Below are 12,296 nucleotides of genomic sequence, written 5' to 3' on the forward strand. Positions count from 1 at the left end.
ATTGGGTGCATCGGCCAGCTAATCCTTTAAAATTAAGGTCGATTATAACCCTCTCTTTTTAAAAAGAATTCATCGATATGCGTGCCTCACGATTTTTTATTTCAACTCTCAAAGAAGCGCCTTCCGACGCCGAGATCGTCAGCCACAAGCTGATGATGCGTGCCGGGATGATCAAGCGCCTGGGCTCCGGCATCTATACCTACATGCCGGTGGGCCTGCGCATCATCCGCAAAGTCGAGGCCATCATCCGCGAAGAGATGAATAAAGCCGGCGCGATCGAGTTGCTGATGCCCGTGGTACAGCCTGCCGAACTGTGGCAAGAGACTGGCCGCTGGGACAAGATGGGGCCTGAGCTGATGCGCGTCAAGGATCGCCATGGCCGCGACTTCGCGATCCAGCCGACCTCGGAAGAAGTCGTCACCGACGTCGTGCGCAGCGAGATCAAGAGCTATCGCCAGCTGCCCCTGAACTTCTATCACATCCAGACCAAGTTCCGCGACGAGCGCCGTCCGCGCTTCGGCCTGATGCGCGGCCGCGAGTTCACGATGAAGGATGCCTATTCCTTCGACCGCGACGTCGCCGGCATGCAAGTCTCCTACCAGACCATGTTCGACGCCTACGTCCGGATCTTCACCCGCTTCGGCCTGAAGTTCCGCGCGGTGGCGGCCGACAACGGCGCCATCGGCGGTACCGGTTCGCACGAATTCCACGTGATCGCCAGCACCGGCGAAGACGCGCTGGTGTACTGCCCGACGTCCGACTTCGCGGCCAACATGGAAGCGGCCGAAGCGCTGCCGCTGATCGCCGCACGCGGCGCCGCGTCGCAAGAACTGACCAAGGTCTCGACTCCCAAGACCACCAAGTGCGAGCAGGTCGCCAAGCTGCTCGGCATCGACTTGGCGCAGACCGTGAAGTCGATCGCGCTGACCGTCGAACAAGACGTCGACGGCAAACAGGTGAAAGAAAACTGGCTGCTGCTGCTGCGCGGCGACCACGAACTGAACGAAGTCAAGGTCTCGAAGGTCCCGGGCCTGAAGGACTTCCGCTTCGCCACCGAAGCCGAGATCCTGGAAGCCTACGGCAGCGTGCCGGGCTACCTCGGCCCGGTGGGTACCAAACAGCCGGTCAACATCGTGGCCGACCGCACCGTCGCCAACATGGCCGATTTCGTGTGCGGCGCCAACGAAGCCGAGTACCACCTGACGGGCGTTAACTGGGGCCGCGACCTGCCGGAACCGGTCGTCGCCGACCTGCGCAACGTGGTCGAAGGCGACGCCTCGCCGGACGGCAAGGGCGTGCTGGCGATCGAGCGCGGCATCGAAGTGGGCCACGTGTTCCAGCTCGGTACCGCGTATTCGGCCGCGATGAACGCCGTCTACCTGGACGAGAAGGGCCAGCCGGCGCCGATGCAGATGGGCTGCTACGGCATCGGCGTGACCCGCATCCTGGGCGCCGCGATCGAGCAGAACTTCGACGACAAGGGCATCGTCTGGCCGGACGCGATCGCGCCGTTCGAGCTGGTGCTGTGCCCGATGGGCTATGACCGCAGCGAATTGGTCAAGGCGGAAACCGACCGCCTGTACGCGGAACTGCAGGCAGCCGGCGTCGACGTCATCGTCGACGACCGCGGCCTGCGTCCGGGCGCCATGTTCGCCGACTGGGAGCTGCTGGGCGTGCCGCACCGCGTGGTGATCGGCGAGCGCGGCCTCAAGGAAGGCAACCTGGAATACCAGGGCCGCCGCGATACCGAGGCGACCGCCGTCGCCGCCGCCGGCATGGCCGGTTTCATCAAGGACAAGCTGGCCAAGTGATGTGTTCGGTTTTTTCTCGCCACCTCGCGGCCGGGTTGGGTGCCGCATCGTTTGCCGCTGCGCTGCTGAGCGGCGGGCAGGCCATGGCCGGCAACCAGAAGGAAGAAGCGATGGCCGATTCGGTCCGGCTGGCGCTCGAGCGTGCCATCAGCGACAGCCGCCCGCCGAAACCGGTGTTCCGTGACGAGGCGGGGCGCCTGCGCTACCAGCAGTGGTTCGACGCCACCTCGGCGCGCCTCAAGCGCCGCCTGCCGGACGAACAGGTGCGCCGCGAGTTCCTCGAAGCCGCCTGGTACGAGTCGACCCGTGCCGGCCTCGATCCGGCCATGGTGATGGGCCTGATCCAGGTCGAATCGGCCTACCGCAAGTACGCGGTGTCGATCGCCGGCGCGCGCGGCTACATGCAGGTGATGCCGTTCTGGACCAAGGTGATCGGCGACGCCAACCGCCGTGCGCTGTTCGACATGCAGACCAACCTGCGCTACGGCTGCTCGATCCTGCGCATGTACATCGATATGGAAGGCGGCAACCTGTACCTGGCGCTGGGCCGCTACAACGGCAGCCGCGGCCGGCCGGAGTATCCGAATGCGGTGCTGGCGGCGTGGAAGAACTGGGAACTCAAGCCGGAAGAGAGCATCGCGCGCTCGATCGCGTCGCGCTGACTGGTGTTGGCGATATCGTAGGGTGGGCACAGGGTGCCCACCCTACGGTGCATCGGACATCGGCAGCCAGCAAAAGCAAAAAGCCCCGGCAAACCGGGGCTTTTTCGTATCTTGGCTGGGGCACAGCCTGCATCTTTTTATTTGAGGTGATCCGAGATCAGTTTGGTCATTTCGAACATCGAGACCTGGGCCTTGCCGCCGAAGACGGCTTTCAGCTTGTCGTCGGCATTGATCATGCGACGGTTTGCGGCGTCCTGCAGGTCCTGCTTCTTGATGTATTCCCAGACTTTCTTGGTCACTTCGGTGCGCGGCAGCGGTTTGGTGCCGACGACTTCGGCCAGCGTTGCCGACGGGGTCATTTCCTTCATGAAGGCGGCGTTGGGCTTGCGCGCAGCGGCCGGCTTCTTGGCTGCCGCGGCAGTCGTTTTTGGTGCTGCTGCTTTGGCAGGAGCTGCTGCCTTTTTAGCTGCCGGCTTCGCCGCTGCAGCCGGCTTCGCGGCCGCCTTCTTTGCAGGCGCTGCGGTGGTTTTTTTGGCTGTTGCCATCTTCGAGCCTCCTAATCGGAACACATGGATAATTGCGCTATTGATCGCACGGCTTATATTGGTAGGGTTTTAGTGTTCGTGCAAGTCTTTTTCGAAATTTTTTCACTCTAACAAGCATGAAAATGGCAGGATGTGTTACCGACCTCGCCTTAGAGTGAAAAACGCGCGTTTTGAAGCGTAAAAAAGCCGTGCAAAGCTGGCTTTGCACGGCTTTTACGGGCCCCGCTTACGGACCCCGCTCATGGCCCCACTTGGGGCGCCGAAGAGGATCAGCGCATACCGGGCATCATGCCCTTCATCCCGCGCATCATCTTCATCAGGCCGCCGCCCTTGAGCTTCTTCATCATCGTGTTCATCTGCTCGTACTGGTTCAACATGCGGTTCACTTCCTGCACCTGCACGCCGGCGCCGGCGGCGATGCGGCGCTTGCGGTTGGCCTTGATCAGGTCCGGCTTGGCGCGCTCCAGCGGCGTCATCGAATCGATGATGCCGCACATGCGGCGCACCTGCTTCTCGGCCTGGTCCATGTTGGCGCCGGCCGCGGCTTGCTGGAACTGGGCCGGGAGCTTGTCCATCAGGCCGGCCATGCCGCCCATCTTCTTCATCTGGGTCAGCTGGGCCTTGAAGTCGTTCATGTCGAACTTGCCGCCCGACTTGATCTTGTTGGCCATGTCGGCCGCGGCCTGCATGTCCACGCCCTTGCGCGCTTCCTCGACCAGCGCCAGGATGTCGCCCATGCCCAGCACGCGGTTCGCCATACGGGCCGGATCGAAGGCTTCCAGGCCGTCCAGCTTTTCCGAGACGCCGGCGAACTTGATCGGCTTGCCGGTCACGTGGCGCACCGACAGCGCCGCACCGCCGCGCGAGTCGCCATCGAGCTTGGTCAGGATCACGCCGGTCAGGGGCAGGGCGTCGTTGAAGGCCTTCGCGGTGTTGATCGCATCCTGGCCGACCATGGCGTCGACCACGAACAGGGTCTCGATCGGCTTGACGGCCGCATGCACCGCGGCGATCTCCTGCATCATCGCTTCGTCGATCGCCAGGCGGCCGGCGGTGTCGATGATCAGGACGTCGTGGTAGTGCTTTTTCGCCCAGTCCAGCGCATTCAGGGCGATGTCGACCGGCTTGTCGCTGGCGGTGGACGGGAAGAAGTCGGCGCCGACCTGCTTGGTGACCGACTCCAGCTGCGCGATTGCGGCCGGACGATACACGTCGGCCGACACGGTCAGCACCTTCTTCTTCTGCTCCTTGAGGTACTTGGCCAGTTTGCCGGTGGTGGTGGTTTTACCCACACCCTGCAGGCCGGCCATCAGGATGATCGCCGGCGGCTGCTGCGCGAACGAGAGCTGCGACGCCTCGGGGCCGAGGTCGGCGCCCATCAGGGCCGCCAGTTCCTTCTGCACCACGCCGACCAGGGCCTGGCCCGGCGACAGCGAACCGATGACCTCTTCGCCCAGCGCCTTTTCCTTGACCTTGGCGATGAATTCGCGGACTGCCGGCAGCGCCACGTCGGCCTCGAGCAGGGCCAGGCGCACTTCGCGCAGCATCTCGGCGGTGTTGGCTTCGGTCAGGCGCGCCTCGCCGCGCATCGTCTTGACGACCTTGGCAAGGCGTTGGGTTAAGTTATCCAGCATGTTCTACCTTCTTACCTAATATGGATGTGTGAGCGCGTACGGGCAAACGCCCATTTTACCGCATGTCGGGCCATCTTTTTGCAGGACAAGGCCGCGGTACGGCGCTTTTCAAGCGGGCGAGTCAAGTGCCCTGTTTGATACTTGCTAAACATTGATTTCACGGTTTGACAAAATATTGCTCGGCGGTATAGCCTGCACTGTACGTACATACACCAGCGTCATCGCAACACCAAAGGCATCGAAGCAGATATCGAAGTAAAACCATTACGGAGAGACAGGCAATGAAGGCAAACGTGTTCGGCAAGACCATCTTCGCTGCGGCGGCGCTCGCGCTGGCCGCCGGCAGCGTGCAGGCGCAGGAGGTGGTCCGCCTCGGCAACCTGAAGTTCGCGCACTATGGCGCGGTGTCGTACATCAAGGAGATCGCACCGAAGTGCGGCATCAGGGTCGAGGAGCGCGTGTTTGCCAAGGGCCTGGACGTGATGCAGGCGATCATCGCCGGCGAACTGGATGTCGGCACCACCGCCTCCGAGGCGGCGATTTCCGGCCGCGCCGGCGGCGCCCCGATCTACGTGGTGGCCGGCTTTGCCAAGGGCGGCGCGCGCCTGGTCGCCGGCCAGGGCACCAATATCAAGAGCGTGCGCGACCTGAAAGGCAAGAAGGTCGGCGTCACGCGCGGCGGCATCCAGGAAGTGCTCCTGATGGCCGAACTATTGAAGGCCGGCCTGAGCGCTGCGCCGGGACCGGGCAAGGACGTGCAGCTGGTGTTCCTGGCCTACGCCGACCTGAACCAGGCGCTGCTGGGCAAGAACATCGACGCCATGATGCAGTCCGAACCCCAGTCCTCGCAGGCGATCAACAAGGGCTTCGGGGTCGAGGTGATCAAGCCCTACGACACGCCGATCGGGGAGCCGGTCCGCACCATGGTGATGACCGAGAAGTTCTACACCACGCACCGCCCGGTGGCCGAGAAGTTCATGCGCTGTTTCGTGCAGGCTACCTCGATCTTCCTGCGCGACCCGGCGCTGGCCGAGAAATACGTGCGCGAGACCGTGTTCAAGGGCCAGATCACGCAGGACGACTACCAGGACGCGATCGGCAATTCGATGTTCACCTATGACATCACGCCCCAGCATATCCAGGTCACCACCGACATCATGGCCGCCACCGGGGTCGGACGCATGGCCAGTCCGCCGCAGGCCAAGGAGTGGGTCAAGACCGACCTGCTGGACGCCGCCAAGAAAAGCCTGAACGTCAAATAATTCCATAGACGCAGGGTGGGCACCCCGTGCCCACGCGAACGCCGGCGTCACGCGAACGTCCGCGTGGGCTTGGGGAGCCCACCCTTGGGGAGATCGACATGAAACGACGTAATCGAAACGACATCGCGGTCGGCCTGGTGGTGCCGATTGCCGCGATCGCGATCTGGCAGTGGGTGGCGGTGCAGGGATGGGTCAACGAGAACATCCTGCCGTCGCCGCTGCAGGTGTGGCGCAAGTGGGTGGCTTACCTGCTGCCGCTGCAGGACTTCGCCGCCTACAGTGCTGGCAACGCCGGCAGCGGGCGGCTGGGGTGGCTGTTTTCCGGGGAATTAATTCACGATTCGCTGGGCAGCCTGTACCGGGTGGTGGTCGGCTTCGCGGTCGGCGCCGGGCTGGCGCTGCCGCTCGGCCTCGCCATGGGCGCCAGCCGCATCGTCTACGCCTGGATGAATCCCCTGGTGCAGCTGCTGCGGCCGATCCCGCCGATCGCCTACATCCCGCTGTCGATCCTGTGGTTCGGGCTTGGCAACCCGCCGGCGATCTTCCTGATCGCGCTCGGCGCCTTCTTCCCGGTGCTGATGAACACCATCGCCGGGGTGCGCCAGGTCGACGGCATCTACCTGCGCGCCGCCCGTAACCTCGGGGCCGGCGGCCCGACCCTGTTCCTGCGCGTGATCCTGCCGGCGGCCGTGCCCTACATCCTGACCGGCATGCGGATCGGCATCGGCACCGCCTTCATCGTGGTGATCGTGTCCGAGATGATCGCGGTGAACAACGGCCTCGGTTTCCGCATCCTCGAGGCGCGCGAGTACTTCTGGTCCGACAAGATCATCGCCGGGATGATCACGATCGGGATCCTGGGCCTGGCGATCGACGCCGGGATGAATAAACTGAACAACTACCTGCTGCGCTGGCACCGCGGCCTGGAGCACTGACATGAACGCTCACATCGTCGTCGACCGGGTCGGCAAGGTGTTCGACAGCGAGGGCCGCCGGATGGTGGCGCTGCAGGACATCAGCCTCGAAGTCCCGCGCGGCCAGTTCGTGTGCCTGCTCGGCCCCTCCGGCTGCGGCAAGTCGACGCTGCTGAACGCGATCGCCGGCTTCGCGCCGCCGACCAGCGGCCGCATCCTGGCCGACGGCGTGCCGGTGGCCGGGCCGGGCCCCGAGCGCGGCATGGTGTTCCAGGAATACGCGCTGTTCCCGTGGATGACGGTGGAGCAGAACGTCGGCTTCGGGCTCGAGATCAAGGGCATGGCACGGGGCCGCATCAACGAGCGCGTGGCCGGGCTCCTCAAGCTGCTGTCGCTGGAAGACTTCGCCAAGCGCTATCCGAAGGACCTGTCGGGCGGCATGCGCCAGCGTGTCGCCATCGCGCGCGTGCTGGCGCTGGATTCGCCGATCATGCTGATGGACGAACCCTTCGGCGCGCTGGATGCGCTGACCCGGCGCAATCTGCAGGACGAGCTGCTGCGCCTGTGGGCGGAGCTGAAGAAGACCGTGATCTTCGTCACCCACAGCATCGAGGAAGCGATCTACCTGGCCGACCGCATCGTGGTGATGACCTACCGGCCGGGCACGGTCAAGCGCGACCTGCTGGTCGAGCTGCCGCGCATGCGGGATCCGAGCGCGCCCGAATTCAATGCGCTCAAGCGCGAGCTGGGGCAGCTGGTGATGGAAGAGCAGCAGCGGCACCATGAGGCGGAGATCCGAAGCGCCGCCGTCGACTAGCTTTCCCTTCTGGCAACCCATCCCCCCGCTGCCGGGATGGTGTAGACTCGCCCCTATGCAAACCACCTTATTCATTGCCGCTGCCATCCTGTACGCGGTATGCGCCCTGCTGCCGTCGAAGCAGGGCGCGGCCATTTCGGGCGTGACCGCCGTGGCCTGGGCGCTGCATGGCGCGGCGCTGCTGCCGGACACGGTGGCGAACGGCACCCTGCGCGTCGGCTTCGCTTTCATGCTGTCGGCGGCGCTATGGGTCTCGGTCGCCGCCTACTGGCTCGAGAACCGCAATTTCGCGCTGGACGGCCTGCGCCGCATGGTAATGCCGTTCGCGGCGGTCGCCGCGGTGCTGCCGCCGCTGTTCCCCGGTACGCTGATGCCGGTGCAGGCCGAATCGCCCGCCGTCTGGCACGTCGTGGTCGCCGTGATGGCCTACAGCACGCTCACCATCGCCGCCTTCCACGCGGTGCTGATGGCGTTGCAGGAGGCGCGCCTGCACACCCGCAGCGCCAAGCCCGGTTTCCTGGGCGGCGCCATCGACCAGCTGCCGGCCCTGCTGACCATGGAAAAACTGCTGTTCCGGATGATCTCGATCGGTTTCATCCTGCTCAGCCTGACCGTGCTGTCCGGAATCGTGTTCTCCGAACAGCTGTTCGGCAAGGCGCTGCGCTGGGACCACAAGAACGTGTTCGCGCTGCTGTCCTGGCTGCTGTTCGCGTCGCTGCTGGCCGGACGCCGCTGGCGCGGCTGGCGCGGCAAGACCGCGCTGCGCTTCACGCTGGCCGGCTTCGCCACGCTGGCGCTGGCCTACGTCGGCAGCCGTTTTGTCTTTGAAGTCGTTTTACACAGGGGGTTCATATGATGCGACTGATCGTCTGGATCGCAGTCGCCATCCTGGTGATCTGGGCCGTGCGCAGCAAGGTGCGCGCGATGATGGCGCCGTACCGGGAAGGTTTCGCTCCAGGAGCCGCTCCCAACCGGCACGGGGGACAGCCGCAGGACGCCCGCCGCGTCCCCGACGGCGCCGAACGCATGTCCTGCTGCGCCGCCTGCGGCGTGTATTTCCCGTCGTCGGAAGCGGTGCGGGTGGACGGGCGCGACTATTGCAGTCCGGCGCACGCGCACCAGACGTCCCTGCACAAGGCCGGCTAAGCGGCTGCATGGCGCGCTGGCCGACCATCTCCGCCGGATCGCGGGCGACCTTCTGGCGCTCGCTGCAGACCTTCACCGTGACCCGCATCGTGATCACGGTGGTGCTGCTGCTGTACCTCAGCTTCGACGTCGGGCGCGCGCGCCTGGCCGGCAGCGGCTATGGCGAGACCTGCGTCATCTACGTTGCCGGCGCACTGCTGTTCGCCTGGCTGGCGCGCTTCCGCCGGCGCCGCTTCCTGCTGCAGCTGGGCGCCCAGGTGCTGGCCGACATCGGCTTCATCTCGCTGCTCTACCTGGCCGCCGGCGGCATGGCCAGCGGCTTCGGGCTGCTGTACCTGTTCCCGCTGGCCGGCGCCGCGATCCTGGCGCCGCTGCTGATGGCGCTGTTCTCGGCGGCGCTGGCGACCCTGTTCGTGCTCGGCGACAGCGTCTGGCAGATCCTGCGTTTCAACGATCCGCCGCTGATGCAGGCCGGGATGAGCGGCGCCGCCTTTTTCGCGCTGGTGCTGGTGGTGAACCGGCTGGCCGCCAAGCTGATCCGCCAGGAAGAGCTGGCCGCGCAGCGTGGCGCCGACCTGCGCATCCAGCAGGCGATCTACCGCATCGTGGTCGACGACGTCGACGACGGCATCCTGGTGCTGGGGCGCGACGGCTTCGTCTTTTCTGCCAATCCGGCGGCGCGCCGCATGCTCGGGCTCGAGCTCGACAGCGGCGAGGGAGAAGGCCAGACCGGCTTCCGCCTGGCCGAGGTGGCGGCGCTGGAACCGGTGGCGCACGGCTTCGAGGCCTGGCTCGCCGATGGCGGCGCGGACGGCATGGCGCCGCCCGATTTCGTGACCATCAAGCGCTGGCACGAACTGGACGGCGCGGTACGTGGCCGCCTCGACCAGCCGGTGCACCTGAAGCTGCGCTTCGCCAGCGTCGGTACGCCGGACAGCACCGCCGATGGCGCGGTCGAGCGCAGCGTGATCTTCATGCGCGACGTGAGCGCCATCGAAAACCAGGCGCAGCAGCTGAAGTTGGCGTCGATGGGCCGGCTCACGGCCAGCATCGCGCACGAGGTCAGGAATCCGCTGTCGGCGATCGGCCACGCGACCTCGCTGCTGGCCGAGGACCTGCACGGGCCGGCCGAGACGCGCCTGCTGCGCATCGTCAACGACAACGTGGTGCGCGTGAACCGCATGGTCGAGGACATCCTGAAACTGTCGCGCAAGGTGCAGCCGAACGGCACGCCAGTGGCCCTGGATGCCTTTCTGGCCGAGCTGCGCGCCGAATTCACGGAAACGCAAAAGCTGGCCGCGGACATGGTCTGGATTGGCGACAGCGGCGGCAGGAGCGTGCGCTTCGACAGCCTGCACCTGCGCGAAGTACTGGTCAACCTGCTCGGCAACGCCATCCGCTATGCCAGTGGCGCCGCGGCCAGCATCCGGGTGTTTCCGGTGCTGGACGCCACCGGGCGGGTCGAGCTGCACGTGCAGGACGACGGCCCCGGCATCACGCCGGAAGTGCGTGCCCACTTGTTCGAGCCCTTCTATACTACGTCCAGCAAGGGCACGGGCCTGGGCCTGTACCTGGCGCGCGAGCTGTGCCTGAACAACGGCGCCATGCTCGACTACGAATACCGGGCCGACGACAGTGCCGGCGGCGCGCCGGGCGGCCGCTTCGTGATCACCTTCGGGGCGTCCGCGTAGACCGCCGTATATATATTAGAGAGCCTGGGAACAAAGCATGAGTGCACCGCGGATTTTGGTGGTCGACGACGAGGCGGATCTCCGCGAACTCCTCGAGATCACCCTGCTCAAGATGGGCCTGGACGTGGACAGCGCCGCCACCGTGCGCGAAGCGCGGTCGCTGCTGGCCGCCACTACATATGCGCTGGTGCTGACCGACATGCGCCTGCCGGATGGACTCGGGCTGGAACTGGTGCGCGAAGTGGCGGCCAGTTACCGCAGCACGCCGATCGCCGTGATCACCGCCTACGGCAGCGCCGAGAACGCGGTGGTGGCGCTGAAGGCGGGCGCGTTCGACTACGTGTCCAAGCCGGTGGTGCTGGACGACCTGCGCACCATGGTGCGTTCGGCCCTGAAGCTGTCCGACGGCGGCGGCAAGGCCGCGGCGCAGGCAGGGGACGGCGGCGGGCAGGGCATGGCACAGGGAAGTTCGCGCCTGATCGGCCAGTCGCAGGCGATGGGGGCGCTGCGCGCCCAGATCGGGCGGCTGGCGCGCTCGCAGGCGCCGATCGCCATCAACGGCGAGTCGGGCAGCGGCAAGGAACTGGCCGCGCGCGAGATCCACGCCCAGAGTGCGCGTGCAAATAAACCTTTCGTGGCGGTGAATTGCGGCGCGATCCCGGAAGCGCTGATGGAGGCCGAGTTCTTCGGTTACCGCAAGGGCGCCTTCACCGGCGCCAGCGACGAGCGCGACGGCTTCTTCCAGGCCGCCAACGGCGGTACCCTGATGCTGGACGAGGTGGCCGACCTGCCGCTGGCGATGCAGGTGAAACTGCTGCGCGCGATCCAGGAGCGGCGCGTGCGCAAGATCGGCGCCACCGCCGAGGAAGCGGTCGACGTGCGCATCATCAGCGCCACCCACAAGGATCTCGCCAGGCTGGTCGAGAACGGTCAGTTCCGCCAGGACCTGTTCTACCGCCTGAACGTGATCGAACTGACGCTGCCGCCGCTGCGCGAGCGCCTCGACGACCTGCCCTTGCTGGTCGATGCGGTACTGGCGCGGCTGGCAGGTCCGGGCGGCGCACGCCTGGGCGACGGTGTGCTGGCGGCGCTGCAGGGCTATGCCTTCCCCGGCAACGTGCGCGAACTGGAAAACGTGCTGGAACGGGCGCTGGCGTTTGCCGACGATGGCGTGATCGAGGCCGGCGACCTGCTGCTGAAGGGGGCGCGCGTGGGGGAGGCGGCGCCGTCCGCGCCCGCTGCGCCGCCGCCGGCCGCGGTCGCGCCGGCTACTGGGGCACCGGCCGTGGAGCTGGCGCTGCCGCCTGCCGCAGCGGTCCAGCCGGCGCCTGCGGCATCGGAACCGGCGGCCGCGCTCGGCGCCGGCGAACTGCCGAGCAACCTGCCGGATTACCTGAACCAGGTCGAGCGCGACATCATCCTGCGGGCCTTGACCCAGACCCAGTTCAACCGCACCCAGGCCGCCAGCCTGCTCGGCATCAGCGTGCGCCAGTTGCGTTACCAGATGCAGAAACTGAACATCAACGCACCGGAACCTTGATCGTGCTCATGCGTTAGGCAGATGCTGTTGCCTTTTCGCCATTGCAGCATTCGAGCGCTCCCGGGCATGGCTGGTGCATGAAGCGCACCATGGTTGCGCCCTCAAAACGTGATGTTAGTGCTTGCTATCGGGCGGAGGCTTCATTGATCGGGCTTTAGCAAATGTCAAGCTCGGCACTATAAAAAAATCCGCCGAGCAAATCTCATGAGCTCGCTTAATATCGACTACAATTAGGTTCTAACGCCGGTCCATCACTATATCTAGTGGTCGGCGC

At 65.6% G+C, this 12,296-nt stretch carries 11 protein-coding genes; 9 read left to right on the plus strand and 2 right to left on the minus strand.

Features of this window, described 5'->3' with window-relative positions:
- Positions 1 to 77: 77 nt before the first annotated feature.
- Complete coding sequence (locus U1H99_RS01895; protein ID WP_323140085.1) at positions 78 to 1,811, plus strand: proline--tRNA ligase; 1,734 nt, start codon at positions 78 to 80, stop codon at positions 1,809 to 1,811.
- Between the two features lie 83 nt (positions 1,812 to 1,894).
- Positions 1,895 to 2,473 (plus strand): lytic transglycosylase domain-containing protein, encoded by a 579-nt coding sequence (locus tag U1H99_RS01900; protein ID WP_323141194.1) that lies wholly within the window; start codon positions 1,895 to 1,897, stop codon positions 2,471 to 2,473.
- A gap of 137 nt (positions 2,474 to 2,610) precedes the next feature.
- On the opposite strand, the gene U1H99_RS01905 is transcribed toward U1H99_RS01900, so the two are convergent.
- Complete coding sequence (locus U1H99_RS01905) at positions 2,611 to 3,018, minus strand: SWIB/MDM2 domain-containing protein (RefSeq protein ID WP_141831770.1); 408 nt, start codon at positions 3,016 to 3,018, stop codon at positions 2,611 to 2,613.
- A gap of 269 nt (positions 3,019 to 3,287) precedes the next feature.
- Entirely contained in the window at positions 3,288 to 4,652 is a 1,365-nt protein-coding gene (gene ffh / locus U1H99_RS01910) for a signal recognition particle protein (protein WP_323140086.1), read from the minus strand.
- A 281-nt stretch (positions 4,653 to 4,933) separates the two neighbouring features.
- On the opposite strand from ffh, the gene U1H99_RS01915 reads away from it, so the two are divergent.
- The 7 genes from U1H99_RS01915 (at position 4,934) to U1H99_RS01945 (ending at position 12,022) form a co-directional block, all read left to right on the plus strand.
- Positions 4,934 to 5,914, plus strand: a complete 981-nt coding sequence (locus U1H99_RS01915) for an ABC transporter substrate-binding protein (RefSeq protein WP_323140087.1) — start codon at positions 4,934 to 4,936, stop codon at positions 5,912 to 5,914.
- A gap of 98 nt (positions 5,915 to 6,012) precedes the next feature.
- The gene (locus tag U1H99_RS01920; protein WP_323140088.1) at positions 6,013 to 6,849 is read left to right on the plus strand and encodes an ABC transporter permease; all 837 of its coding nucleotides are present in this window, start codon (positions 6,013 to 6,015) and stop codon (positions 6,847 to 6,849) included.
- A 1-nt stretch (position 6,850) separates the two neighbouring features.
- Positions 6,851 to 7,645, plus strand: a complete 795-nt coding sequence (locus tag U1H99_RS01925; protein ID WP_323140089.1) for an ABC transporter ATP-binding protein — start codon at positions 6,851 to 6,853, stop codon at positions 7,643 to 7,645.
- Between the two features lie 55 nt (positions 7,646 to 7,700).
- Positions 7,701 to 8,501 (plus strand): cytochrome C assembly family protein, encoded by an 801-nt coding sequence (locus tag U1H99_RS01930; protein ID WP_323140090.1) that lies wholly within the window; start codon positions 7,701 to 7,703, stop codon positions 8,499 to 8,501.
- On the plus strand, positions 8,498 to 8,791 hold the full coding sequence (locus U1H99_RS01935; RefSeq protein ID WP_323140091.1) for a PP0621 family protein: 294 nt from the start codon (positions 8,498 to 8,500) through the stop codon (positions 8,789 to 8,791). Before U1H99_RS01930 ends, U1H99_RS01935 begins: the two co-directional genes overlap by 4 nt.
- Before the next feature lie 8 nt (positions 8,792 to 8,799).
- Positions 8,800 to 10,482 (plus strand): sensor histidine kinase, encoded by a 1,683-nt coding sequence (locus U1H99_RS01940; RefSeq protein WP_323140092.1) that lies wholly within the window; start codon positions 8,800 to 8,802, stop codon positions 10,480 to 10,482.
- A 37-nt stretch (positions 10,483 to 10,519) separates the two neighbouring features.
- Positions 10,520 to 12,022 (plus strand): sigma-54-dependent transcriptional regulator, encoded by a 1,503-nt coding sequence (locus tag U1H99_RS01945; RefSeq protein WP_323140093.1) that lies wholly within the window; start codon positions 10,520 to 10,522, stop codon positions 12,020 to 12,022.
- Positions 12,023 to 12,296: the final 274 nt, after the last annotated feature.

Source organism: Massilia phyllosphaerae (assembly GCF_034659755.1).
Classification (GTDB): domain Bacteria; phylum Pseudomonadota; class Gammaproteobacteria; order Burkholderiales; family Burkholderiaceae_D; genus Telluria; species Telluria phyllosphaerae.

Coding starts and splice junctions, on each gene's coding strand:
- U1H99_RS01920 (WP_323140088.1), top strand. CDS start 6,013: ATGAAACGACGTAATCGAAACGACATCGCGGTCGGCCTGGTGGTGCCG.
- U1H99_RS01895 (WP_323140085.1), top strand. CDS start 78: ATGCGTGCCTCACGATTTTTTATTTCAACTCTCAAAGAAGCGCCTTCC.
- U1H99_RS01945 (WP_323140093.1), top strand. CDS start 10,520: ATGAGTGCACCGCGGATTTTGGTGGTCGACGACGAGGCGGATCTCCGC.
- ffh (WP_323140086.1), bottom strand. CDS start 4,652: ATGCTGGATAACTTAACCCAACGCCTTGCCAAGGTCGTCAAGACGATG.
- U1H99_RS01925 (WP_323140089.1), top strand. CDS start 6,851: ATGAACGCTCACATCGTCGTCGACCGGGTCGGCAAGGTGTTCGACAGC.
- U1H99_RS01940 (WP_323140092.1), top strand. CDS start 8,800: ATGGCGCGCTGGCCGACCATCTCCGCCGGATCGCGGGCGACCTTCTGG.
- U1H99_RS01930 (WP_323140090.1), top strand. CDS start 7,701: ATGCAAACCACCTTATTCATTGCCGCTGCCATCCTGTACGCGGTATGC.
- U1H99_RS01935 (WP_323140091.1), top strand. CDS start 8,498: ATGATGCGACTGATCGTCTGGATCGCAGTCGCCATCCTGGTGATCTGG.
- U1H99_RS01905 (WP_141831770.1), bottom strand. CDS start 3,018: ATGGCAACAGCCAAAAAAACCACCGCAGCGCCTGCAAAGAAGGCGGCC.
- U1H99_RS01915 (WP_323140087.1), top strand. CDS start 4,934: ATGAAGGCAAACGTGTTCGGCAAGACCATCTTCGCTGCGGCGGCGCTC.
- U1H99_RS01900 (WP_323141194.1), top strand. CDS start 1,895: ATGGCCGGCAACCAGAAGGAAGAAGCGATGGCCGATTCGGTCCGGCTG.